The following is a 22,965-nucleotide window of genomic DNA, read 5'->3' on the forward strand; positions in this document are numbered from 1 at the left end:
CCCGAGGTTCCCTTCTGGCGGCTCAGTGTGAATCCCCCACCTTAAGCCTGTCAGAACCGACTCGAAACCAGCCAATCGGGAGTCGGTGGCAACTACCTGTTGCGGAAGCGGTTGATGGCGCCCAGGTGCTGCTCGCGCAGCGCGGGGTCGCGGACGCCGAGGCCTTCGGTGGGGGCCAGGGTGAGGACGCCGACCTTGCCCTGGTGGAGGTTGCGATGGACGTCGTACGCCGCCTGCGCGGTGTCCTCGAGTGGGTAGACCTTGCTGACCGTCGGGTGCACCATGCCTTTGGCGATCAGCCGGTTGGCCTCCCAGGCCTCGCGGTAGTTCGCGAAGTGAGAGCCGATGATCCGTTTCAGGTTCATCCAGAGGTACCGGTTGTCGTACTCGTGCATGAACCCGGACGTCGACGCGCACGTCACGATCGTGCCGCCCTTGCGGGCGACGTACACCGACGCCCCGAACGTCTCGCGGCCCGGGTGCTCGAACACGATGTCCGGGTCGTCCCCGCCGGTCAGCTCCCGGATCCGCGCCCCGAACCGCTTCCACTCCTTCTGGTCCTGGGTCGTCTCGTCCTTCCAGAACCGGTACCCCTCCGCCGTCCGGTCGATGATCAGCTCGGCGCCCATCGCCCGGCAGAGCTCCGCCTTCTCCGGCGACGACACCACGCACACCGGGATCGCCCCGCCGTTCAGCGCGAACTGCGTCGCGTACGACCCCAGACCGCCGGACGCGCCCCAGACCAGCACCACGTCGCCCTGCTTCATGTTGGCGCCGTTCGCGGACACCAGCTGCCGGTACGCCGTACTGTTCACCAGCCCCGGCGACGCAGCTTCCTCCCACGTCAGGTGGGCCGGCTTCGGCATCAGCTGGTTCGACTTCACCAGCGCGATCTCGGCGAGACCGCCGAAGTTCGTCTCGAATCCCCAGATCCGCTGCTCGGAGTCGAGCATCGTGTCGTTGTGCCCGTCCGGCGACTCCAGCTCGACCGACAGGCAGTGCGCGACCACCTCGTCGCCCGGCTTCCAGGCGTTGACGCCCGGTCCGGTCCGCAGTACGACGCCTGCCAGGTCGGAGCCGACCACGTGGTACGGCAGGTCGTGCCGGGCCGTCAGCGGCGACAGCTTCCCGTACCGCTTCAGGAACGAGAAGGTCGACACCGGCTCGAAGATCGACGTCCAGACGGTGTTGTAGTTGATCGCGCTGGCCATCACCGCGACCAGCGCCTCACCCGGCCCGAGCTCGGGCGTCGGTACGTCGTCGAGGTGCAGACTCTTGCGCGGATCCTTCTCCTTGCTGTCCAGCCCGTCGAACATCGCGGCCTCGTCGGCATGGACGGTGATTCCGCGGTAATGCTCCGGTACGTCGAGCTCTCCGACGGCGGCGTTGTCGCCGGAGAGGATCGCCTCAAGGATCTGCTTCACGAAAGTACCTCCTGCAGCGGCGGTCCCGTAACAAATCGGTGAGCGGAACTTACCGTTGAGTATGCGCCCCTGGCTGTGCGCTGTAACACAGCGAGCGACGGTTGAGACGACCGTCACTTTTCCAGTCCACCGTTGTCAGTGGTCTTATCGCCTCGAGGTCACCGCAGACGCGTGTGGAGCCGTACCTGGGTGAAGTCGTCCCCCGACCGCAACTGCGCCAGGTCGCACAGTTGGTTGGCGAGCCAGACGCCTCGCCCGCCGAGCCCGTCCAGCGGCGGCAGCACGCGTCCGACGAGCAGGTCGTCGATCCGCCCGCAGTCCCGTACGTCGCAGATCAGCGTGCCGTCGGCGATCCACACCGCCAGCCGCCCGCGTCCGCCGCCGAACCTGATGCTGTTCGTGCAGATCTCGTGCAACGCCAGCGACAGGTCCTCGAGCCTGTCCCTCGACACGCCGTGCGACGCCGCCTGCCCACTGAGCCACTGCCGGACCTGCCCGAGCTCGCCCGGCCCGAACTCCCACCGCTCGGCCCGGTCCGGTACGTCGTCGAGCGCGGTCCGGAACTCCTTCTCCGCAAGAGCTTCCGCGCCGGAATGCGTCACGGTCGGGTCGATGCCGACGGACGCCTGGTACGCGCAGTACAGCCGGAACGCCCGGTCCTGCGCGAACGCGATGTCGGACAGCGCCTCGTGCAGCAGCACCTCGTCGTACGCCGCCGCGCTTCGGCCCGGGTACGCCGGCTCGGAGAGCCCGCGCACCGGGCCGGGGTGCTGCTCGATGACGCTCCGCCAGTACGGGATCAGCCGCGCCGGGTTGCCCCCGGCAACGGTCATGTCGGTGAAACAGACCTCATGGTGGATCGGTCCGAGAGCGTCGCGCAGTACGGCGATGCGCTCCGGAGGCAGCACGGCCACGATGGTTTCCCCCGCCGCCAGACCATCCTGCATGAACGCAGCCGAGCGCTGCACGAACTCCTCGTCCGACACGTGGACAAAGGCGTCGTGCAGGAATCCGGCCGGCGCACCGTGCAAGGAGTCGGTGGCGCTGTCCTTCAGCACCCGAACAGCGTAGTCCGCCAACGACGCCGAGGAGACTCGAACAGCGCGCCGTCACAGCTAGTGCGAGGTTGATGGCTCCACGAGTTCGACCAGGACTCCGCCGGCCGACTTCGGGTGGATGAAGTTGACGCGGGAGCCGGCGGTGCCGCGTTTCGGCTCGTCGTACAGGAGGCGGGCGCCGCGGTCGCGGAGGACCGTCGAGACCGCGTCGAGATCGCGGACCCGGTACGCGAGCTGCTGGATGCCGGGGCCGCGCTGGTCGAGGAACTTCGCGATCGGCGAGGCGTCCGACAGCGGCGCCAGCAACTGGATCGAGGAACCCGAGTCGCCGACCGAGAGCATCGCCTCCCGGACGCCCTGCTCCTCGTTGATCTCCTCGTGCGCCACGGTCATGCCGAACACGTCGGCGTAGTACCGGACGGCCTCGTCGAAGTCGGGCACCGCGATGCCGACGTGGTCGATCGCGTCGAACAGCTGGTCCATCCCGTCAGCCTGGCGCAGCTCGCGGCAGTAGACCATCGAAAGTGGCTCACCTGACACCATCTGTGTGACCCGTCTGACGTGCGCGAGCAGCGGCGTACCAGTGCGGTCGCAGGTATCGTGACGGCATGTCTGACACGCGGAACCACAGCGTCATCGTCGCCGGTGCACGGACCCCGATCGGGCGGTTGCTGGGTGGCCTCAAGGGCTTCACCGGAGCAGAGCTCGGCGGGTTCGCGATCAAGGGCGCACTCGAGAAGGCCGGCGTCGCGCCGGACCAGGTCGAGTACGTGATCATGGGCCAGGTCCTGCAGGCCGGCGGCGGTCAAATCACCGCCCGCCAGGCTGCGGTCAAGGGCGGCATTCCGATGGATGTGCCGGCCATCACGATCAACAAGGTCTGCCTGTCCGGGCTGAACGCGATCGCGCTCGCCGACCAGCTGATCCGCGCCGGCGAGTACGACGTCGTCGTCGCCGGCGGCATGGAGTCGATGACGAACGCGCCGCACCTGCTCCCGAAGTCCCGCGAGGGCTTCAAGTACGGCGACACCGCGCTGGTCGACTCCATGGCGTACGACGGGTTGTGGGACGCGTTCACCGACCAGGCCATGGGCGCGCTGACCGACCAGGCGAACAACGAGCGCCAGAAGCTGAGCCGCGAGGAGCAGGACGAGTTCAGCGCCCGTTCGCACCAGCGCGCCGCCGAGGCCTGGAAGAACGGCCTCTTCGCCGACGAGGTCGTGCCGGTCGAGGTGCCGCAGCGCAAGGGCGACCCGATCGTGGTGGACAGCGACGAAGGTGTTCGCGGTGACACGTCGGTCGAGGTGCTGGGCAAGCTGCGGCCGGCGTTCGGCAAGGACGGCACGATCACGGCCGGTTCGGCGTCGCAGATCTCCGACGGCGGTTGTGCGGTCGTCGTGATGAGCAAGGCGAAGGCCGAGGAGCTCGGGCTCAGCTGGATCGCCGAGATCGGCGCGCACGGTTCGGTCGCCGGACCGGACTCGTCGCTGCAGAGCCAGCCGGCCAACGCGATCGTCAAGGCCTGCGCGAAGGAAGGCATCCAGCCCGCGGACCTCGACCTGATCGAGATCAACGAGGCGTTCGCGGCGGTCGGGATCGCGTCCGCTCGTGAGCTGCAGGTCAGCGACGACAAGGTGAACGTGAACGGCGGCGCGATCGCGCTCGGCCACCCGATCGGGATGTCCGGCGCGCGCCTCGTGCTGCACCTGGCCCTCGAGCTCGGCCGGCGCGGCGGTGGCGTCGGCGCGGCGGCCCTGTGCGGCGGCGGCGGTCAGGGCGACGCACTGATCGTCCGCGTTCCCCAGAAGTGATCTAGAGCTGATCGAGAGCTGATGCCACGACGTACGGCGCCGGTCGGTGAGCTGGTCGAGCGGGCCCGGGAGGGCGACTCCCGGGCCGTCGCTCGGCTGATCTCGCTGGTCGAGGACGAATCCCCGCTGTTGCGCGAGGTGATGGCGGAGCTGGCGCCGCACGCCGGTCACGCGCACATCGTCGGCATCACGGGCTCGCCCGGCGTCGGCAAGTCCACATCGACGTCGGCCCTGGTGTCGGCGTACCGCGAGACCGGGAAGCGGGTCGGCGTACTCGCCGTGGACCCGTCGTCGCCGTTCTCCGGCGGCGCATTGCTCGGGGACCGGGTGCGGATGCAGGACCATGCGACCGACCGAGGGGTGTTCATCCGGTCGATGGCGTCGCGCGGGCATCTCGGCGGGCTGTCGTGGTCGACGCCGCAGGCGCTGCGGGTGCTGGACGCGGCCGGGTTCGACGTGGTGCTGGTGGAGACGGTCGGAGTCGGGCAGTCCGAGGTCGAGATCGCCGGGATGGCCGACACGACGCTGGTCCTGCTGGCGCCGGGAATGGGTGACGGCATCCAGGCGGCCAAGGCCGGGATCCTCGAGGTCGGCGACATCTACGTGGTGAACAAGGCGGACCGGGACGGCGTCCAGTCGGTCACCCGGGACCTGCGGTCGATGCTGGCGCTGGCCGAGCGGCCCGAAGGCGCCTGGTCGCCGCCGATCCTCAAGACGGTCGCATCCCGCAACGAAGGGATCGCCGAGGTGGTGCAGGCGATCGAGGACCGGCTGGAATGGATGCGTGGGAACGGGGTACTGACCGAGCGGCGCCGCGGTCGCGCGCGGGACGAGATCGAGGCGATCGCGACGACGGCGTTGCGGGCCCGGTTCGCGCACCTGCACGGGGACGCGCGACTCGACGTACTCGCCGCGAAGGTCGCGGACGGCGGCACCGACCCCTATTCAGCGGCCGACGAGCTGATCTCTGCTTTGTGACACTTGTCTCGCCGTGGAACAATCGACCACGGTGTGTCACATCGTGTCTTTTGCTTTCGTTCACTGGAAGTTGTACCGATTTCGGGCAAATGCCGCAGGATTTCCGCCGGGTACGGCGATCTGCGTCTCAGGGCGGCGCGCCGATGGCTGCCGTGCCCCCGGATCCGTTACAGAATGGACCTTGTAGCTGGTGAGGATTGTGCGGTGGGCTGTGTTCAGTCAGTGACAATTGGTCACGGTCCGTGATACAAACTCAAAACACAGTCGACCGAGTGGTTAGGAACAAGGAGTGGCGACATGCCGAAGAAGCTGTTGATCTGGTCGCTCATCGCCTTTGCCGGCTTCTATCTGTTCACTCAGCCGGCCAACGCCGCGGGAGCGGTAGGGGGTGCGTTCTCGGCCGTTGGTGACGCGTTCGGAAGCGTCATCACCTTCCTGACGGCGCTGTTCAGCTGATCTGCCGTCTCTCGTGTCCCGTTGCGCGTCGTCGTGCGGGACACTTGAGTCGTACGGGGTCACACAACAGCGTGACAGGGGAGTGAGCGGATGGCCGGAATAGGCCTGTTCCGGATCTTCGACCCGAAGGTCCGGCGCCATCTGATCTCGGACGAGGGCGAAGTCGTCATCGACGAGGTGCGGCACCACTGGGTGGTGTTCACGGTGCCGATGCTCGAGGTCGTGCTCGCGGCGGCCCTGCTGCTCACGATGGCCACCACATCGATCGGCGGGCAGCCGGTGCTGCTGGCGATCGTCCTGGTGCTGCTCAGTCATGCCTTCTGGCAATTCCTCACCCAGCATCGCGACCGCTTCGTGGTCACGAACATGCGGGTCATGCGAATCCGCGGCGTCTTCTCCCAGACCGTCGCGACCACCCCGATCGCCCGGGTCCTCGACATCACGCTGCAGAAGCCGATCATCGGGCGGATGCTCGGCTACGGCCACTTCGTCTTCGAATCCGCCGCGCAGGACCAGGGCTTCCGCGAGATCAAGTGGGTCAGCCGGCCCGACGACCGCGACCTCACCATTCAGCGCGTGATCCAGCGCACCGGGCTGCGAGCCTCCGCGAGCGTCGACGTACTCCAGGGCGACGAGGACTCCGACGACGACGGCACCGGTCCGATCGGGATGGACTCGGCGCAGGAGGTCGCCGGTGCGTACGCGCCGGTCACGACGACGAGCAGCCAGCCTTCCCGGCCGGCACCGCCACCCTCCTCCGGCGCGAAGTCGATCTTCAACAGCGAACGCGGCAACTGGACCGACGAGGACTGACCCGGCTGCGGACAGCTGGTCAGGTGTTCATGGTGGACTTCGCGTCGAACAGGGCTCGGCGGCGTTCCCGATGTGCGCGCTCGGGATGATCGAGCGGCGCGCCGGCCAGCGCTTGGTCCAGCTCTGCGACGGCTTCGGCGTACCGCGAGGTGCGGGCGAGAAGTTCGGCGCGTACGGCGTGTTTGCGTGAGCTGGGCGGGATCTCGTCGAGCAGCTTGAGGGCCTTGTCGACGTCGCCGGTTTCGGCGATCGCGACGACGCGGGCGAGTTCGGCCGCGGGACTGGGGGAGACCTCGACCAGCAGGTCGTACAGCCGGACGATCTCGCGCCAGTCGGTCGCGGTGTAGCTGGGTACACGCGCATGCTCGGCCGCGATCGCGGCCTGCAACTGGTACGCGTCGGCTTGCCGCTCGGACCGCTCCAGCGAGTCGTTGAGGAGCGCGACGCCGCGGTCGATGAGGTCCTGATCCCACAGCGAACGGTCCTGTAGATCGAGCGTCACCACTTCGCCGGAGTCATCGACACGGGCCGGTCGACGCGCCTCGGTGAGGAGCAGGAGCGCCAGCACAGCGGTCGGTGTCGGCTGGTCGGGGAGAAGCGAGTGCAGGAGCTCAGCCAGCCGGATCGCCTCAGCACACAGGTCGACGTCGTACGCCGCTTCGCCCTCGGCCGGCGCGTGACCCGCGGTGTAGAGGCTGTGGATGACGGCGCAGACCGCGGGCAGCCGTTCGGGCAGCTCGGCCTCGGCCGGCACGCGGTACGGGATGCGCGCGGCGGCGATCTTCTGCCGCGCGCGGACCAGCCGCTTCGTCGTGGCGACCTCGGTCGTCAGCAGAACGCCGGCGATCTGTGCGGGTGAGAGGCCGCAGAGCGTGCGGAGCGCGAGAGCCACTCGGGTCGGCGGAGACAGCGACGGGTGGCAGCAGGTGAAGATCAGCCGCAGCAGGTCGTCCTGAACGACGGCTTCGGTCTCGACCTCGCGCTTGGTCAGCTCGATCAGGTCGGCGCCGTCGCGTTCCTTGGCGCCGCGGGATTGTTCTCGGCGGATGATGTCGATCGCCTTCCGGCGGGCGGTCACGGTCAGCCAGGCGCGCGGCTCGGGCGGTACGCCGGTCACCGGCCACGCACCCAGCGCCGCCAACGCCGCCTCCTGGACCGCGTCCTCGGCGAGCTGGACGTTGCCGACGGTCCGGATCAGGGTCGCGAGAATCCGCGTCCCCTCGATCCGGATCGTCTCGGCGACCGCGTCGTACCGCTCGTTCACGGGACCTGTGCTACTTCGCCACGATCACCGGGCGGACCTCGACCGCGCCGCCCCAGGCCGCCGGGATCTCGGCCGCGACCCGCACCGCCTCCTCGAGGTCGTCGGCCTCGATCAGGTAGTAGCCGGTCAGCGCTTCCTTGGTCTCGGCGTACGGCCCGTCGGTGGTGACCACCGGACCGCCGCGGGCACCCTCGACCCGGACGACGGTCGCCGTCGAGGTCGGATGCAGTACGGCGCTCGCCTTCACCTGCTCGGCGAACTCGACGCCGAACCTCCGGTACTCGGCCAGCTCCTCGGCCTGCTCGGGCGCCCACCAGTCGACGTCGGCGGTGTAGGTCAGTGCAAGGTACTGCGCCATCGGACTCCTCCTTCTCGCTGAGACCACTGTGGTCTCTCGGGCTGTGCTCTCTCAATGGGAGAACGAACAGCCCGCCCCCGAGAGGACATTGTCATTGCGAGGCCTCGGAAAGTCTTCCGCGCAACGCCCGCACGACGTCCGGATCGCCGGCCGTCTCGATCGCGTCCTCGCCGGCCCGCCCCCACAACCAGAGGTAGACCCGCGCCGGATCCCCAGAAACCTCCGCCAAGGCATCCCCCTCAGCCCCTTGTTGTACGTCGACACTCGTCGCGTCGGCGTGCACGGTCCAGGACCGGCCTCCCGCGGTCAGCCGAACGGTCGCGTCGATCGGGTAGGCGGTGTCGCCCTCCTCCCACCACGGCCCGCCGAGCGTCGGGTAGAGGACCTCGTCGATCCCGTCGAGGGCGAGGTCGGCGTCGATCGGTGTGACGACGCCATGCGCCTGCTCGACATCGATCCGGTGAATGACGGTCTCGTGTGCCATCCGCCGGTACCAGAACGCGGACGTGCGGTCGCGGGGGCTGAACGTCCACGTCTGCGTCGCGGTCCCGGCCGCCTCCAGGGCGTCGACGATCGCTGCGCGCGCATCGTCGTACCACTCCAGCGAAGTGAGGCCGGAGAAGTCCGGCGGCCACGGGTCGGGGAGGGCGCCGAGTTTCAGCACCTCGACCTTGTGGACGTACACCATCGCGACGTGCCGCACCACGTCGTCCACCGTCCACCCCGCACAACTGGGCACGGCCGCGTCGAGCCCGATCCGCGCAACCTCACCGAGCCGGGCGCTCTCCGTCCGCACGTGCTCCAGGAATCTCATGCCGGCACCCTCGCAGGCTCCATCGACAGTTTCTGATGCCGCGCGCCGTGAGCGCCGCCTGCCAGTTCTCGGTCCGTGGCCAGATCGATGGGGGACTAAGGTTCCGGTCATGGCCAGGAAGAGGGCGTTGCCGTTCGATCCGATCGACGAGGCGTCGCGGCAGTGGGGGCGGCGTTGGGGCGCCGTCGAGCAGATGCGGGCCGTGACGTCGCTGATGCGCGCGCAGCAGATCGTGATCAACGAGCTGGACGAGATCCTCCGCAAGCACGGGCTGACGTTCGCCCGGTTCGAGGCCCTCGTGCTGCTCACCTTCTCCCGGCGCGGATCGCTGCCGCTCGGGAAGATGGGGGAGCGGCTGCAGGTGCACCCGACGTCGGTCACCTCGATCGTCCGCCGGCTCGAGGCGGCCGGGCTTGTGACCCGGACGCCGCACCCGGACGACGGTCGCGCGGTCCTCTGCGAGATCACCCCCGAGGGCCGTGACCTGGTCGAACGCGCCACCGCCGACCTGGTCGCCGCCGACTTCGCCCTGTCCGGCCTCACCGACGAGCAGCTGAAGATGCTTTGGTCCGTCCTGGAACCCCTCCGCCACAACGCCGGCGACTTCAACTGACCCGAACCCGGACGATCGTGCCGGTTGGAAATAGTTGGACGTCCTAGTATTTTGGGACCAGTTCCCTAGGAGGTCTGACTGATGGATGCCGAGCAGATTGCGGCCGGCCGGAGCCGGTGGCAGCAGCGGTACGACGCCGCGCGCAAGCGGGAGGCGGACTTCACCACGCTGTCCGGCACCGAGGTCGAGCCGGTGTACGGGCCGCCCGAGGGTGTCGCCGACCCGCGGATGGAGCGGATCGGCTGGCCGGGGGAGTTCCCGTTCACCCGTGGTCTGTACGCAACCGGGTACCGCGGCCGGACGTGGACGATCCGCCAGTTCGCCGGCTTCGGCAACGCGGAGCAGACCAACGAGCGCTACCGGATGATCCTGAACGGCGGTGGCGGCGGCCTGTCCGTCGCGTTCGACATGCCGACGCTGATGGGCCGCGACTCCGACGACCCGAAGGCGCTCGGCGAGGTCGGGCACTGCGGCGTCGCGATCGACTCGGCCGTCGACATGGACCGGCTGTTCAAGGACATCCCACTCCAGGACGTCACCACGTCGATGACGATCTCCGGCCCGGCCGTGCCGGCGTTCTGCATGTACCTGGTCGCGGCCGAGCGCCAGGGCGCGGACATCTCCAAGCTGAACGGGACTCTGCAGACCGACATCTTCAAGGAGTACATCGCGCAGAAGGAGTGGCTGTTCCCGCCGGAGCCGCACCTGCGCCTGATCGGCGACCTGATGGAGTACTGCGCGACCACGATCCCGGCGTACAAGCCGCTCAGCGTCTCCGGGTACCACATCCGTGAAGCCGGCTCGACCGCCGCGCAGGAGCTCGCCTACACGCTCGCCGACGGTTTCGGGTACGTCGAGCTCGGGCTCTCCCGCGGGCTCGACGTCGACGTGTTCGCACCGGGCCTGTCCTTCTTCTTCGACAGCCATCTCGACTTCTTCGAGGAGATCGCGAAGTTCCGCGCCGCCCGCCGGATCTGGGCCCGCTGGCTGCGGGACGTGTACGGCGCCAAGACCGAGAAGGCGCAGTGGCTCCGCTTCCACACGCAGACGGCCGGGGTGTCGCTCACGGCGCAGCAGCCGTACAACAACGTCGTACGGACGGCTGTCGAGGCTCTCGCCGCCGTACTGGGCGGGACGAACTCGCTGCACACCAACGCGCTCGACGAGACGCTGGCGCTGCCGAGTGAGGAGTCGGCCGAGATCGCGCTGCGGACCCAGTCGGTGCTGATGGAGGAGATCGGCATCACGAACGTCGCCGACCCGCTCGGCGGGTCCTGGTACGTCGAGGCGCTGACCGACGCGATCGAGGCCGAGGCCGAGGCGATCTTCGCGCGGATCAAGGAGATGAGCCCGGACGAGACGATGACCGGCGGCATCCTGCGCGGGATCGAGGACGGCTGGTTCATGGCCGAGATCGCCGACGCCGCGTTCGAGTACCAGCAGAAGCTCGAGAAGAGCGAGAAGAAGATCGTCGGCGTCAACACGCTCACCGACACCGTGTCCGGCGAGCTGGAGATCCTCCGGGTCTCGCACGAGGTCGAGGTCGAGCAGTGCCGCGTCCTCGCGGAACGCAAGGCGCACCGCGACGAGGACCGGGTACGGCGTACGCTGTCGGCTCTGGTGGAGGCGGCCAGCGGCACTGGCAACCTGATCGAGCCCATGCTGGAGGCAGTGCGTGCGGAGGCCACGATGGGGGAAATCTGTCACGTTCTTCGGGAACAGTGGGGAGAGTACCGAGAGCCCGCCCGATTCTGAGGAGCCGCCACCGTCCGGGCGAGAGGCCCCTGGTGCGGCCGATTCCCCGGACGGACGGCGCGTCGTGGTCTGCGGTTCGGACCGCACGATGCTGCGGGTGGTCACCGAACTGGTGAGCTCGGGCGAACGCGTGACCGCGATCGTCAACCCCGCCTCCCGGCACTACGACCGGATCGGTGAGCTGGGCGCGACCGTGATGGGCGCCCGGGTGATCAGCGAGGCGTTGCTGCGGCGGGCCGGGATCGACGCCGACGACGACGGTACGCCGTCCACCGCGCGCGCACTGGTCCTGCTGGACACCGACGACGTACACAACGTGCACACCGCGCTGACTGCGCGGGACATGGATCCGGAGCTGCGGATCGTCGTACAGATGGTCAATCCGCGGCTCAGTAAGCAGCTGAACAGCCTGCTCGGCGACTGCGTGGTGATCAACGGGCCGTCGCTCGCCGCCCCCGCGTTCGTGTCGGACGCGCTGGAGGACGACGAGCTGACCTGGATGGAGCTCGGCGGTCAGCGGGTGGTCGTGGGACAGGCCGATCTGATCCGCGAGCCGCATCTGACGGTGCTCGCGGACACGACCTCGTCCGCGACGCCGCAGCTGTTGCCGATGGCCAGCGCCGACCCGGACGGTGACATCGTGCTCGGCACCGGCGTACGGGCGATCTGGCGCAGCCGCGACGTACGTCCGGCCGGCTGGTTCATGGGGCTCCGCGACATCCTGGACAGCCGGGTCCGGAAGATCGCCGCGGTGATGGCGTTCCTGGTCGCGGCGGGTACGGCGGTCATCCATTTCGTCGGCGGGATCGACTGGTGGCGCGCGATCTACCTGGCGGCCGGTGCGGTGACCTCGGCGGGCATCGAGGACAACGCGTTCTCCGACGCGGACCCGTGGGTGAAGGTCGCGGCGGTCGTCGTGCAACTGACCGGGATCGTGCTGATGGCGCTGCTGACCGCGGTCGTGGTCGACTCGCTGATCGGCGCGCGGCTGTCGCGGATCATCGGCGGTGTCCGCGGGCGGCCTCGCAATCATGTGGTGGTGTGCGGCCTCGGTACGGTCGGCGCTCGGGTGCTCGAGATCCTCACCGAGCGGGGCGTCGCGGTCGTCGGCGTCGATCAGGACGAGGACGCGCCGGGCATCCAGGTCGCGCACCGGCTGAAGATCCCGGTCGTGATCGGGGACAGCAGCAACGAGGAGACGCTGCGGTCGGCCGGCGTCCAGCGATGCCAGTCGGTGCTTGCGATCACCGACGGCGACATCACGAACCTGGAGTCGGCGATGGTGGCCCGGGACCTGAACCCGGACGCCCGGATCACGATGCGGATGTTCGACCACGACCTGGCGCAGCGGGTCGAGCGGCGGCTGGGCCTCGGCCACAGCCGCTCGGTGTCGATGCTGGTGGCGCCGGCGATCGCTGCCGCGGTCGCGAACCGGCGCAAGCAGGTGACGATCCCGGCCGGGCGCCGCGTGCTGCTGCTGACCGAGGTGACCGTCGAGCCTGGGTCGGTCGCCGACGGTCGGCGGCTCGGCGAACTGAACGAGGCCGAGGGCCTGCGGGTGCTCGCACGGCAGGATCGGGACGGTCCCTGGGAGTGGAGTCCGGCGTCCGAGCGGCAGGTCGAGGTAGGGGACCGGCTGGCGGTCGCGGGGACCCGGGCGGGCCTCGCCCGGCTGCTGATGGTGACCCGGGCGCAGCGCAAGTCGGCCGCGTCGTAGAGGATGGACCTGTGAACGTACGGAGTGTGCACGGAATGCGAGGACAGTGGTGAGCCAGTCCAACTTCTCCCGTCCAGGGGCGGTCGACCTGTCGTCCCTCCGTAAACCGGCCGGTGCGCCCGGCGCTCCTGGTGCTCCAGCGGGTGGTGCTGGGGGTGGCGCCGCGGGTGGCGGGCCTGCAGGTGCGTACGTGCTGGAGGTCGGCGAGGCCAACTTCCAGTCCGACGTCATCGAGCGCTCGCTCCAGGCACCGGTTGTCGTCGAGCTGTATTCGCCGCGGTCGCAGGGCTCGAACGCGCTCGGTGCGGTGCTGGCCCAGTTGTCGACCGAGTACGCCGGCAAGTTCCTACTGGCCCGCATCGACGTCGACGCGAACCCACAGGTCGCCCAGGCGTTCGGCGTACAGGCGGTGCCGGTCGTGATCGCGATCCTGCGGGGTCAGCCGGTGCCGCTGTTCCAGGGCGTCCTCGGTGAGCCCGAGGTCCGGCAGTACCTCGACCAGCTGCTGACGGTCGCCGTCGCGAACGGGATCACCGGGCGCGCCGAGCCGGTCGGCCCGGCGGCCGAGGCCGCCGAGGAGGAAGCGGCCCCGAACCCGCGGTACGAGAAGGCCGAGAACGCGGTCGCCGCGGGCGATCTCGACGGCGCGATTGCGGCGTACGAAGAGCTCCTGAAGGAGACGCCGAACGACGCCGAGGCGAAGTCGGGGCTGGCCCGGGTTCAGCTGGTGAAGCGTACGCAGAACGTGCCGGCCGACGTGCGGACGCGGGCGGCCGACGACCCGACCGACGTCGAGGCGCAGCTGCTGGTGGCCGACGTGGACCTGATGGGCGGGCATGTGGACGACGCGTTCGCACGCCTGATCTCCACGGTCCAGGCGACCTCGGGCGATGAGCGGAACGCCGTACGGCTGCACCTGCTCGAGCTCTTCGAGGTCGTCGGCGCGGACGACGAGCGCGTCGTCAAGGCGCGCCGCCGGTTGATGGCCGCGCTGTTCTAACTCTTCGCGAGTGTGCGCCCGCCGGTTCTCGTCGGGCGAGTGCACTGGTCTGACCAGTGCACTGGTCGGCGGATGTTACTTTGCCTGGCCGGAACCGGTCAGTGTGAATTCTTGTAATTGTGGTTGGCGTGCTCTGAGAATTCTTTACATGAGTGCTGTCGAGTCGCCGCCGCCGAGTCTCGAGGCGCGGATCCACGGCCTGTTGCCGGCGCTCAGCCCGGCGCAGGCGCGGATCGCCGCCGAGGTGCTCCGCGACCCGGCGGCGGTCGCCTCGTCGACGATCGGCCAGTTGGCAGCCCGGTGCAGTACGTCGTTGCCGAGCGTCACCCGGTTCTGCCTCGCGCTCGGTCTGTCCGGGTACGCCGAGTTGCGGCTGACGCTGGCGGCCGAGAGTGGTCGGACCAGTCCGAGCTGGGAGCGGGGGACCGGCTCGGAGGTGGGACCGGACGACTCGCTGGACGACGTACTCCGGACTCTGCTGCGCGCCGACACCCGCGCGCTCGAAGACACGGTCGCGGCACTCGACGTCGAAGCGCTCGGGCGGGCCGTCCGGGCGATCTCGGACGCGCGGCGGATCGATCTGTACGCCGTGGCGGGGTCGGCGTCCGTCGCCGAGGACCTGCGGTTGCGGCTGCACCGGATCGGGCGCGCCGCGAGCACCTGGAGCGACGTACACACCGCGCTGGCCAGCTCCGCGCTGCTCGGCTCCGGCGACGTCGCGATCGGGATCTCGCACAGCGGCGAGACGATCGAGGTCCTGGAGCCGATGGCACGGTCCGGCCGGCAGGGTGCGACGACTGTTGCCATCACCAACTATCCCCGCTCGCCGCTGGCCCGGGCGGCGGACATCGTGCTGGTCACCGCGGCCCGCGACGTCACGTTCCGCACCGGGGGACTGTCCGGACGGCATGCCCAGATGATCGTCCTGGACGCGCTCTACCTCGGCGTTGCCCAACGCGACTACCCCCTGGCAGAACAAGCGTTCGACGCGACCGCCGACGCAGTGTCCACGCACCGGCAACCCACCTGAACAACCCTCGCCAGTCCGTTCGACCGCCTTTCGAAGGAGAGACATGCAGAGTCCACACCAGACCCTCGGCATGAGCCGTCGCGCCCTGCTTCTCGGCGCCGGCGCCACCGCCCTCACCGCAGGAGCCGTCTCCGCGGCATCCGCTACGACCGCGTCCGCTTCCACCGCGTCTGCTTCCACCACTTCCGCTTCGGCGGGATCAGCTTCCGCAGGATCCGCGTCGGGTGCAGCCGCTGGCGGTTCGATCGGCTCGGCTGCGGTCGCCGTACCGTCGCCTGACACGTTGCCGTTGACGGGCGGGGCCGACTTCCCGATCGGGTTGTTCTGGCCGCCGCATCCGTACGCGAGTACGGCGGAACGGTTCGGCGAGATCAAGAACGCCGGGTTCGACTTCGTGATCTCCGGCAACTACGCCGGCGACGGCAACATCTTCCAGTACCAGCTGGGGCTCGCCCGCGACGCCGGCCTGAAGATGCTGATCTCGGACGACATCCAGATCCGCAACATGTCCCGCTGGTTCTCGATCTCCGACACCCCGTCGGATTTCCTCAGCGTCACCCCGGCCGAGGCCAGCGCGCTCTACATCCGGGCCCGCGACGCGTACGGGCCGTTCTCCTCCCTCGCCGGCTTCAACTTCTACGACGAACCCGGCGCGGGCTGGTTCGCGACGCTCGCGAAGGCACTGTCGATCTCCCGCGAGCTCGCGCCGCAACTGCTGCCGTACATCAACCTGTTCCCGTCCGACGACGCGTCGTACTACCGCAGCTTCGTCGACGTGGTGAAGCCGTCGCTGATCTCGTTCGACCGGTACCCGCTGCTCTCCGAGGGGCGCGAGGACGCGAACTACTTCCACAACTGGGCGATCGTCCGGGACGCGGCGTTGCACGGCGACATCCCGCCCTGGGTGTTCATCCAGACGCTTGCCTACAACAACCATCGCGAACCGACCGCGGCCGAACTGCTCTGGCAGGTGAACATCAGCCTCGCGTACGGCGCCAAAGGCATCCAGTACTTCACCTACTGGACGCCCGAGGCGGCCCGCGGTGAAGGGTTCGGGCCGGCGCTGATCACCGTCGACGGGGAACGGACGTCGCGGTACTACGCGGCGAAGCAGATCAACACCACTTGGCTGCACCAGGTCGGCCGTGAACTCAAGCCGCTCGTTTCCGAGACCGTGGAGCACGCCAACGAAACACCGCTGCCGAACGGGACCGTCGGCTTCACCCCGACCAACCTGGTGTCGGGTATCACGGGCGACGCGGTCGTGGTCGGCACCTTCCGATCCCGCGACGCCGCGTCGAGCGATCGCTGGCTGCTGGTCGCCAACCGCTCACACAGCGCCCGGGCGCGGGCGGTCGTGTCGGTCAACGAGCAAACGGTCGGCTCGATCGGAACCTTCCAGCCGGCGCGCCAGAAGTACACCCCACAACGCGTCGCACCAGTCCCGATCTCCCTGGCCCCCGGCGCCGCAACCCTCCTCAAACTAACCACCGAGTAGCCCCAGGCCAGTAGTCGCCAGCCACCCACCGGTTAGGTGGTTTGGCCTGTGTAGATGCCTAGGGTTCGGAAGCGGAGGGCGGGGGCTGCGTACTCTTCCAGGGCGTGGGCGGTCCATCCGATCATGCGGGCCAGGGCGAAGAGGGCGTCGCCGGCGTCGGGGCGGAAGTTGTAGGCGTGCATGACGGCGGCGATCGCGAGGTCGCTGTTGGGGAATGTCGGCGTACGTTCGGCGATCGCGTGGATCGTGCTGACGATCGGGTGGTCGCCGAGGAGTTCGAGCAGTACGTCGGCCCGCGGGTCGCGGTGCTGGTAGATGCGGTGGCCGAAGCCGGGGATCGGTTCGCCGGAACGCAACTGGTCCGACAACGCCTTCAGCGGATCGTGTTTCGCTCGGTCCAGGAACTCGTAGGCGAGGGTCGGCGCGGCGCCGTGGTACTGGCCGTCGAGTGCGCCGAGTCCTGCCGAGATGACGGCGTACAGGTTCGCTCGTGCGCTGGCCGCGACTCTGGCCGCGACGGTGGAGACTGCGAGGCCGTGGTCGGCGAGGAGGATGAGTGCGGCGTCGAGTACTTCTGGTCGCGGTTCTGCGTCCGTGAGCTTGGGCCAGAGCTTCCCGCCCAGGGTCGTACGCGTGACGATCGGCCCCGGGAGTGCCGCGACCAACGTCCCGATCAACCTCCCGGCCGCAGCGGTCACCGACGCCGCCGAAAGGTCGAATCGCAACGGATCCGCAGCCCCCAATACAGCCACCGCCACCCGCAACCGATCCGTCAACCGAGCCCCCGCCGGCACCACCTCCATCGCCGACCGAGCCAGCTCCACCCCCGCCCGCTCCACCCCGAACAAGTCAGCCTCCACCCCAGCCGAATCTGCTGGGAGTTGACCTGTCCAGAGGAGGGTGGCTACCTGGTCGAGGGTGGCGGTGGTGGCCAGGGACTGGGCGGAGTGGCCTCGGTAGTAGAGGTTGTCGTCCTGGAGGAGGGTCAGTTCGGACTCGATGCGTTCGACGACGCCCGAGTGTTCTACCGAGCGGGCGGCCAGGCGTTCGACGTCGGCGGCGGGGAAGAGGCTGCCGCGGCGGCCTCGGGCCCGGACGCTGGTGAGGAGGCCGCGGCTGACGTAGGCGTAGACCGTCGCCGGCTTCACCTGCAGACGGCGCGCCACCTCGGCGGTGGTCAGGTAATTCTCGTCACCTTCGGACGGCATCCCCGCTCCTCGGACCATTCATGTTGACTGGATCAATATTGACAATCATTGATCGCCTGTCAACTCTGAAGATATGTCAACAACAATCAATGTTCCGCCCGGCCTGCGCAACGTCGTCGTCACCGAGACGACCCTCGGTGACGTCCGCGGCGACGAGGGTTTCTACCACTACCGCGAGTACTCGGCGATCGATCTCGCCAAGTCCAAGACCCTCGAGGACGTCTGGTACCTGATGTTCGAGGGCCACCTCCCGACCGCCGCCGAGCGCGACCGGTTCGTCGCCGAGCTAACCCCGCTGCGTGTCCTGCCCGACGAGGTCAGTGCCGTCCTCCCGGCGATCGCGACCGCCGGTACGACGTTCAACCCGCTCGCCGGACTCCGCACCGCCTTGTCGCTCCTGGCGGCTGTCCGTGGTCTGCCGCCGCTCTGGGACGCGGACCCGGCCCGCCGCAAGGCCGACGCGATGCTGGTCTGCGCAGTGACGCCGACGATCCTCGCGGCCTTGTATCGGCTTCGCGAAGGACAGCAGCCGCTCGCGCCGCGCGCCGATCTGTCGGCGGCCGAGAACTGGCTCTACCTGGTGACCGGCACCGAACCCACCGCTGTCCACGCGACCGCGATCGAGCACTACCTGGTCTCGACCGTCGACCACGGCTTCAACGCGTCCACCTTCACCGCCCGCGTCATCGCGTCCACCGGTGCGGACGTGGTCTCGGCCGTCGCGGGTGCGATCGGTGCGTTCTCCGGTCCGTTGCACGGCGGCGCGCCGGATCGCGCTCTGGCCAGCCTCGACGAGATCGGTACGCCGGACCGCATCGACGACTGGGTCCGCGCGAAGGTGTCCGCCGGCGACCGGATCATGGGGTTCGGGCATGCGGTGTACCGCACCGAGGACCCGCGATCGCTGATGCTGCGCGACATCGCCCGCGGGATCGGCGGCGAGCTCGTCGACTTCGCGACGACCGTCGAGCAGCGGATCGTCGACGTACTCGCCGAGCTGAAGCCGGGCCGCAACCTGTACGCCAACGTCGAGTTCTACGCCGGTGTCGTGATGGAGCTGTGTGGGATCCCGCGCGCCATGTTCACACCGACGTTCGCCGTCAGTCGCATCATCGGCTGGTCCGCCAACATCCTCGAACAGTCCCGCGACCCGAAGATCATCCGCCCGATCGCAACGTACGTCGGCCCGCAACCGCCCGTACCCGTCCCCTGACCCGCACTGGTCGAACGCCGCGCCCGCACCACCAGATCGGACGACGCCGGACTTGCCCGCTCGACTGGAGGGTTGCCCACTGAGAATTCGAGGGGGCAACCCTCCATCTGCGGGGGTCACCCGCGGGCGGGGGGGGTAGCGGGGTGGGGCTGGCGTGGCGTGGGGTGGGTCGGCGTTGGTCGTGGGAGGTGGTGGTCGCGGGAGATGGTCGGGGGAGGTGGTGGTCGTGGGCCGCCGGGGAAGCTGGGTCAGGGGGTGAATTGCATGACGCCGTCGTCGACTCGGTTGTAGCGGAGGGTGATGAGGTCGCGGGGGTAGTTCTGGCGGAGGCGCCAGGGGCCTTGGGTGCCTTGGCGGGGGAGGATCTGGGCGGCTCGGCGGATGTAGCCGGAGCTCAGGTCCACGACGGGGCGGGGCGGGGCGTCGTACTCGGCCGGGTCGACCTCGGGAACGCAGATGCGGGTGCCGGTGGCCGTGAGGTGGTTGAGGAGCCGGCAGACGTACTGCGAGGTGAGGTCGGAGCGCAGCGTCCACGAGTTGTTGGTGTACCCGATGCACCAGGCGAGATTCGGTACGCCGCTCAGCATCATGCCCTTGTAGACGAACGTGTCGTGCGGCGCGATCGCCCGTCCGTCGACCGTCACCTGGATGTTGCCGAGCGCAACCATGCGGAGGCCGGTCGCGGTGACGATGAGATCGGCCTCCAGTTCACGCCCGGACCGCAACCTCAGTCCGCGAGGGGTGAACCGGTCGATCTCGTCGGTCACCACCGAGGCCGATCCGTTGCGCAGCGCCTTGAACAGGTCCGCGTCCGGGACCAGGCACAGTCGCTGATCCCACGGCTTGTACCGCGGCGTGAAGTGCGGATCGACCGGGATCGACTCGGGCAGTTGCTTCGCCACGGTGCTGTTCAGCAACCACGCCGCATGCGCCGGCCACTTCCGGAACGCGTTGTAGATCGCGGTGCTGAGGACAACGTTCTTCCCACGGATCAAGCGGTGCGCGAGATTCTCGGGCAGTACGGCGCGGATGCGGTCCGACATCGCGTCGTGGGCCGGGCGAGAGGCGACATAGCTCGGCGACCGCTGCAGCATCGTCACGTGTTCCGCCGTACCCGCCATCGCGGGCACCAGAGTCACCGCGGTCGCGCCACTGCCGATCACGACGACGCGCTGGCCCGTGTAGTCCAACTGGTCCGGCCAGTGCTGCGGATGCACGATCTGTCCCTGGAAATCATTCTTTCCGTCGAAGTCGACGACGTACCCCGAGTCGTAGTCGTAGTACCCGCTGCACACGTAGAGGAAGGAGCAGGTGTACGCCGTGTCCGCCGTCTCCACGGTCCACAGCGCGTCCGCCGACGACCACGAGGCCCGTACGACGCGTTGCCCGAAGCGGATGTGCTTGTCGATCCCGTACGTCGTCGCGGTCTCGTGCAGGTAGTCGAGGATCGACGGGCCGTCCGCGATCGCCTTCGCCGCCTTCCACGGGTGGAACGGGAACCCGAGCGTGAACATGTCCGAGTCCGACCGCACCCCCGGGTACCGGAACAGGTCCCAGGTGCCGCCGATCGCGTCGCGGGCCTCCAGTACGGCGTACGTGCGGTCCGGGCACCGGGTCTGGATCCGGTACGCCGCACCGATCCCGGACAGCCCTGCGCCGACGATCAGGACGTCGAGATGCTCCATGTACCCCACGGTAATAAAAATTCTTTCCGGGTGTTGTCGATTCCGTGTCGCGACGATCGTCAGCAAGATGTCCAAGTACAAGACCTCAACGAGGGAGCCTGAGATGGCGCAGTACATGTTCCTGCTGTTCGACAGCGAGGAGTGGTACGACAACCTGACGCGCGACGAGTGGCAGCAGGCGATGAAGTTGCACGGCGAGTTCGCGGCGGCGGTGGAGAAGGCCGGGGCGCGGATCCTCGGCGGGGAGGCGCTGGAGCGGTCCAGTACGGCGAGCACGGTCAAGAACCGTGAGGGTGCCGAGCCGCTGGTCACCGACGGGCCGTTCATCGAGACGCGGGAAGCGCTCGGCGGGTTCTACGTGATCGAGGCGCGTGACCTCGACCAGGCGCTGGAACTGGCCAAGCTCTGCCCGTCCGGCAACATCGAGGTCCGGCCCGTGATGCCGACGTCCGAGGACGCGGCGCCGCCGGCCTGACCGGCGATCGCGATCGCGATCGGCCTGATCATGCCGTTCGACCCGGGTACGCCGACGCTCCGTCCCGTCGGCGTACCCACGGGCAGGGGGACAGGGGAGATGGTGACGGAGGCGGTAGAGGTGACCCGGGTGGTGGACCGGGCGCACCGGGAGAGCTGGTCGACGGTGCTGTCGTCCGTGGTCCGGCTGACTCGGGACCTGGATCTCGCGGAGGACTGCACACAGGACGCGTTCGTCCAGGCGCTGCGTACCTGGCCGGACGGGATTCCGGACAATCCGGCCGGCTGGCTGACGACCGTCGCTCGACGGCTGGCGCTGGACCGGTTGCGGCGGGAGACGAATCTGCGGCGGAAGTTGCCGCTTCTGGTGGAGCAGCCCGACGCCGAGCAGCCTGACGACGCCGAGCAGCCGACAGACCCGTTGCGGCTGGTGTTCACCTGCTGCCACCCGGCATTGGCACGGGAATCGCAGGTGGCGTTGACGTTGCGGCTGATCTGCGGGTTGACCACCCGGGAGGTTGCCGCGGTGCTGCTGATCGGCGAGGCGACGGCGGCGGCGCGGATCACCCGCGCGAAGAAGAAGATCGCGGCGGCCGGGATTCCGTATCGCATCCCGGCGGATCACGAGTTGCCGGCGCGGATGGACGTGGTGCTGACCGTCGTACATCTGGTTTACACGGCGGGGTACGTCGCCACGGGGGTGGAGCTGACGCGGACCGATCTGACCGGGCGGGCGATCGAGCTGGCGCGGATGCTGGAGCGTTTGATGCCGGACGAGCCGGAACCGCTAGCACTGCTAGGGCTGCTGCTGATGACCGAGGCGCGCGGTGATGCGCGGGTCAGTGCGGACGGTGAACTGGTGCTACTGGCGGATCAGGACCGCTCGCGGTGGGACGTGAAGCTGTTGGCGGAGGGCGTCTCCCGGGCGACGGCGGCGTTGCAGCGCGGGCATGGTCGGTTCGCTTTGCAGGCGGCGGTTGCCGGGCTGCATGTGACGGCGCCGTCGTGGGAGAAGACGGACTGGAGGCAGGTGGTCCGGATGTACGACGCGATGATGGTGAGCTGGCCTACCCCGATCGTGGCGCTCAATCGGGTGGCTGCGCGCAGTCTGGTTCCGGGGGCCGATCTTGAGGCGGTCCTGGTCGAACTGGATGCCTTGAGCAAGGAGCCGGCCCTCGCGACGTACGCCTACCTCCCCGCGACGCGAGCCGATCTCCTCACCCGGCTCGGCCGTCCCGGGGAAGCGGCAGAGGCCTACGAGCAAGCGATCCACCTGACGGCGAACGAAACCGAGCGCCGCTTCCTCACCACCCGCCTCACCAACCTGAGCCGCTAACGCCCGTCTGAGGCCATGCCGGTGGTTACTCGCGGGGCGCCCAGAGTTGGTCGGCGTCGCCGGCTTGCATGCGGCCGCGGTAGACGTCGATCTTGTGGTCGATCAGTTCGAGGCTCTCGGTCAGGTCGGCCAGTTGGGTGAGGATCTCGGCGCGGTGGGTCTCGAGGAGTTCGAGGCGGTCCTTCTCGTTGCCGCGACCGGCGGTGACGAGTTCGGCGTACCGGCGGATGGTGCGGATCGGCATGCCGGTGGCGCGGAACTTGGTGCAGATCTTGATCCAGTCCAGGTCGATCTGGCGGTAGCGACGGCGCCCGCCGGCGGTGCGGTCGACGGTGGTGACGACCAGGCCGGCGCGCTCGTAGTACCGCAGCGTGTGGACGCTGACGCCGGTGCGTTCGGCGGCTTCGGCGATGCTGATCCCGCGTTCATTGACTTCGAGCACGCTCTAAATCCTAGCGTG

General features: G+C 68.8%; 22 protein-coding genes. 13 read left to right on the forward strand and 9 right to left on the reverse strand.

Features of this window, described 5'->3' with window-relative positions; all coding sequences use genetic code 11:
* Positions 1–92 precede the first annotated feature (92 nt).
* From ccrA to mce, 3 genes are all read right to left on the reverse strand, one after another.
* Positions 93–1,424, reverse strand: coding sequence for a crotonyl-CoA carboxylase/reductase (ccrA, locus tag EV647_RS35355; protein ID WP_202876421.1), 1,332 nt, complete (start codon positions 1,422–1,424; stop codon positions 93–95).
* A 158-nt stretch (positions 1,425–1,582) separates the two neighbouring features.
* Positions 1,583–2,482, reverse strand: a complete 900-nt coding sequence (locus tag EV647_RS35360) for a sensor histidine kinase (RefSeq protein WP_134010904.1) — start codon at positions 2,480–2,482, stop codon at positions 1,583–1,585.
* A gap of 57 nt (positions 2,483–2,539) precedes the next feature.
* A complete protein-coding gene (gene mce, locus EV647_RS35365; RefSeq protein WP_134010906.1) occupies positions 2,540–2,965 on the reverse strand; it encodes a methylmalonyl-CoA epimerase in 426 nt (141 codons plus the stop codon).
* Between the two features lie 125 nt (positions 2,966–3,090).
* On the opposite strand from mce, the gene EV647_RS35370 reads away from it, so the two are divergent.
* The 4 genes from EV647_RS35370 to EV647_RS35380 all read left to right on the forward strand — a co-directional run bounded on the left by EV647_RS35370 (position 3,091) and on the right by EV647_RS35380 (position 6,540).
* Positions 3,091–4,293 carry an acetyl-CoA C-acetyltransferase gene (locus tag EV647_RS35370; RefSeq protein WP_134010908.1) on the forward strand — a complete coding sequence of 401 codons (1,203 nt, stop codon included), beginning with the start codon at positions 3,091–3,093 and terminating at the stop codon, positions 4,291–4,293.
* A 21-nt stretch (positions 4,294–4,314) separates the two neighbouring features.
* Positions 4,315–5,271: a methylmalonyl Co-A mutase-associated GTPase MeaB gene (gene meaB / locus EV647_RS35375; RefSeq protein WP_134010910.1), complete on the forward strand. Its 957-nt coding sequence runs from the start codon at positions 4,315–4,317 to the stop codon at positions 5,269–5,271.
* A gap of 297 nt (positions 5,272–5,568) precedes the next feature.
* A complete protein-coding gene (locus EV647_RS42270) occupies positions 5,569–5,727 on the forward strand; it encodes a hypothetical protein (protein ID WP_165546737.1) in 159 nt (52 codons plus the stop codon).
* A 90-nt stretch (positions 5,728–5,817) separates the two neighbouring features.
* Positions 5,818–6,540: a PH domain-containing protein gene (locus tag EV647_RS35380; protein WP_134010912.1), complete on the forward strand. Its 723-nt coding sequence runs from the start codon at positions 5,818–5,820 to the stop codon at positions 6,538–6,540.
* 19 nt (positions 6,541–6,559) lie between these two features.
* On the opposite strand, the gene EV647_RS35385 is transcribed toward EV647_RS35380, so the two are convergent.
* The 3 genes from EV647_RS35385 to EV647_RS35395 form a co-directional block, all read right to left on the reverse strand.
* Entirely contained in the window at positions 6,560–7,804 is a 1,245-nt protein-coding gene (locus tag EV647_RS35385) for an RNA polymerase sigma factor (RefSeq protein WP_134010914.1), read from the reverse strand.
* A gap of 10 nt (positions 7,805–7,814) precedes the next feature.
* A complete protein-coding gene (locus EV647_RS35390; protein WP_134010916.1) occupies positions 7,815–8,162 on the reverse strand; it encodes a YciI family protein in 348 nt (115 codons plus the stop codon).
* Positions 8,163–8,253: 91 nt separating this feature from the next.
* Entirely contained in the window at positions 8,254–8,976 is a 723-nt protein-coding gene (locus EV647_RS35395) for a maleylpyruvate isomerase family mycothiol-dependent enzyme (protein WP_134010918.1), read from the reverse strand.
* Between the two features lie 109 nt (positions 8,977–9,085).
* Here EV647_RS35395 and EV647_RS35400 point away from each other — a divergent pair, with 109 nt between their 5' ends.
* From EV647_RS35400 to EV647_RS35425, 6 genes are all read left to right on the forward strand, one after another.
* Positions 9,086–9,589 carry a MarR family winged helix-turn-helix transcriptional regulator gene (locus tag EV647_RS35400; protein ID WP_134010920.1) on the forward strand — a complete coding sequence of 168 codons (504 nt, stop codon included), beginning with the start codon at positions 9,086–9,088 and terminating at the stop codon, positions 9,587–9,589.
* Positions 9,590–9,670: 81 nt separating this feature from the next.
* On the forward strand, positions 9,671–11,344 hold the full coding sequence (locus tag EV647_RS35405; RefSeq protein ID WP_134010922.1) for a methylmalonyl-CoA mutase: 1,674 nt from the start codon (positions 9,671–9,673) through the stop codon (positions 11,342–11,344).
* Positions 11,265–13,061, forward strand: a complete 1,797-nt coding sequence (locus tag EV647_RS35410; RefSeq protein WP_134010924.1) for an NAD-binding protein — start codon at positions 11,265–11,267, stop codon at positions 13,059–13,061. The genes EV647_RS35405 and EV647_RS35410 overlap by 80 nt, the downstream gene beginning before the upstream one ends.
* A 49-nt stretch (positions 13,062–13,110) precedes the next feature.
* Complete coding sequence (locus tag EV647_RS35415) at positions 13,111–14,061, forward strand: tetratricopeptide repeat protein (RefSeq protein ID WP_134010926.1); 951 nt, start codon at positions 13,111–13,113, stop codon at positions 14,059–14,061.
* 148 nt (positions 14,062–14,209) lie between these two features.
* Positions 14,210–15,091: a MurR/RpiR family transcriptional regulator gene (locus EV647_RS35420; protein WP_134010928.1), complete on the forward strand. Its 882-nt coding sequence runs from the start codon at positions 14,210–14,212 to the stop codon at positions 15,089–15,091.
* A gap of 43 nt (positions 15,092–15,134) precedes the next feature.
* The gene (locus EV647_RS35425; RefSeq protein WP_238177561.1) at positions 15,135–16,589 is read left to right on the forward strand and encodes a hypothetical protein; all 1,455 of its coding nucleotides are present in this window, start codon (positions 15,135–15,137) and stop codon (positions 16,587–16,589) included.
* A gap of 32 nt (positions 16,590–16,621) precedes the next feature.
* Here EV647_RS35425 and EV647_RS35430 read toward each other — a convergent pair whose 3' ends face one another.
* A complete protein-coding gene (locus EV647_RS35430; RefSeq protein WP_134010930.1) occupies positions 16,622–17,797 on the reverse strand; it encodes a citrate/2-methylcitrate synthase in 1,176 nt (391 codons plus the stop codon).
* Positions 17,798–17,870: 73 nt separating this feature from the next.
* Between EV647_RS35430 and EV647_RS35435 the strand changes: the two genes are divergently transcribed.
* Complete coding sequence (locus EV647_RS35435; protein WP_134010932.1) at positions 17,871–19,010, forward strand: citrate/2-methylcitrate synthase; 1,140 nt, start codon at positions 17,871–17,873, stop codon at positions 19,008–19,010.
* 248 nt (positions 19,011–19,258) lie between these two features.
* Here the strand turns inward: EV647_RS35435 and EV647_RS35440 are convergent, their stop codons facing one another.
* Positions 19,259–20,695: an NAD(P)/FAD-dependent oxidoreductase gene (locus EV647_RS35440; protein ID WP_134010934.1), complete on the reverse strand. Its 1,437-nt coding sequence runs from the start codon at positions 20,693–20,695 to the stop codon at positions 19,259–19,261.
* Between the two features lie 103 nt (positions 20,696–20,798).
* On the opposite strand from EV647_RS35440, the gene EV647_RS35445 reads away from it, so the two are divergent.
* Positions 20,799–21,170 carry a YciI family protein gene (locus EV647_RS35445; protein WP_134010936.1) on the forward strand — a complete coding sequence of 124 codons (372 nt, stop codon included), beginning with the start codon at positions 20,799–20,801 and terminating at the stop codon, positions 21,168–21,170.
* 30 nt (positions 21,171–21,200) lie between these two features.
* Positions 21,201–22,505, forward strand: coding sequence for an RNA polymerase sigma factor (locus EV647_RS35450; protein ID WP_370344564.1), 1,305 nt, complete (start codon positions 21,201–21,203; stop codon positions 22,503–22,505).
* A 25-nt stretch (positions 22,506–22,530) separates the two neighbouring features.
* Here EV647_RS35450 and EV647_RS35455 read toward each other — a convergent pair whose 3' ends face one another.
* Positions 22,531–22,947, reverse strand: coding sequence for a MerR family transcriptional regulator (locus EV647_RS35455; RefSeq protein ID WP_133790712.1), 417 nt, complete (start codon positions 22,945–22,947; stop codon positions 22,531–22,533).
* Positions 22,948–22,965 lie beyond the last annotated feature (18 nt).

The sequence above is a fragment of the Kribbella sp. VKM Ac-2566 genome, assembly GCF_004366005.1.
Classification (GTDB): domain Bacteria; phylum Actinomycetota; class Actinomycetes; order Propionibacteriales; family Kribbellaceae; genus Kribbella; species Kribbella pratensis.

Excerpts from the sequence above, each read along its gene's own strand:
- EV647_RS35440 (WP_134010934.1), bottom strand. The coding sequence starts at position 20,695 with ATGGAGCATCTCGACGTCCTGATCGTCGGCGCAGGGCTGTCCGGGATC.
- EV647_RS35425 (WP_238177561.1), top strand. The coding sequence starts at position 15,135 with ATGCAGAGTCCACACCAGACCCTCGGCATGAGCCGTCGCGCCCTGCTT.
- mce (WP_134010906.1), bottom strand. The coding sequence starts at position 2,965 with ATGGACCAGCTGTTCGACGCGATCGACCACGTCGGCATCGCGGTGCCC.
- EV647_RS35430 (WP_134010930.1), bottom strand. The coding sequence starts at position 17,797 with ATGCCGTCCGAAGGTGACGAGAATTACCTGACCACCGCCGAGGTGGCG.
- EV647_RS35420 (WP_134010928.1), top strand. The coding sequence starts at position 14,210 with ATGAGTGCTGTCGAGTCGCCGCCGCCGAGTCTCGAGGCGCGGATCCAC.
- EV647_RS35400 (WP_134010920.1), top strand. The coding sequence starts at position 9,086 with ATGGCCAGGAAGAGGGCGTTGCCGTTCGATCCGATCGACGAGGCGTCG.
- EV647_RS35390 (WP_134010916.1), bottom strand. The coding sequence starts at position 8,162 with ATGGCGCAGTACCTTGCACTGACCTACACCGCCGACGTCGACTGGTGG.
- EV647_RS35450 (WP_370344564.1), top strand. The coding sequence starts at position 21,201 with ATGCCGTTCGACCCGGGTACGCCGACGCTCCGTCCCGTCGGCGTACCC.
- EV647_RS35370 (WP_134010908.1), top strand. The coding sequence starts at position 3,091 with ATGTCTGACACGCGGAACCACAGCGTCATCGTCGCCGGTGCACGGACC.
- EV647_RS35405 (WP_134010922.1), top strand. The coding sequence starts at position 9,671 with ATGGATGCCGAGCAGATTGCGGCCGGCCGGAGCCGGTGGCAGCAGCGG.
- EV647_RS35395 (WP_134010918.1), bottom strand. The coding sequence starts at position 8,976 with ATGAGATTCCTGGAGCACGTGCGGACGGAGAGCGCCCGGCTCGGTGAG.
- EV647_RS35435 (WP_134010932.1), top strand. The coding sequence starts at position 17,871 with ATGTCAACAACAATCAATGTTCCGCCCGGCCTGCGCAACGTCGTCGTC.
- EV647_RS35380 (WP_134010912.1), top strand. The coding sequence starts at position 5,818 with ATGGCCGGAATAGGCCTGTTCCGGATCTTCGACCCGAAGGTCCGGCGC.
- meaB (WP_134010910.1), top strand. The coding sequence starts at position 4,315 with ATGCCACGACGTACGGCGCCGGTCGGTGAGCTGGTCGAGCGGGCCCGG.
- EV647_RS35445 (WP_134010936.1), top strand. The coding sequence starts at position 20,799 with ATGGCGCAGTACATGTTCCTGCTGTTCGACAGCGAGGAGTGGTACGAC.
- EV647_RS42270 (WP_165546737.1), top strand. The coding sequence starts at position 5,569 with ATGCCGAAGAAGCTGTTGATCTGGTCGCTCATCGCCTTTGCCGGCTTC.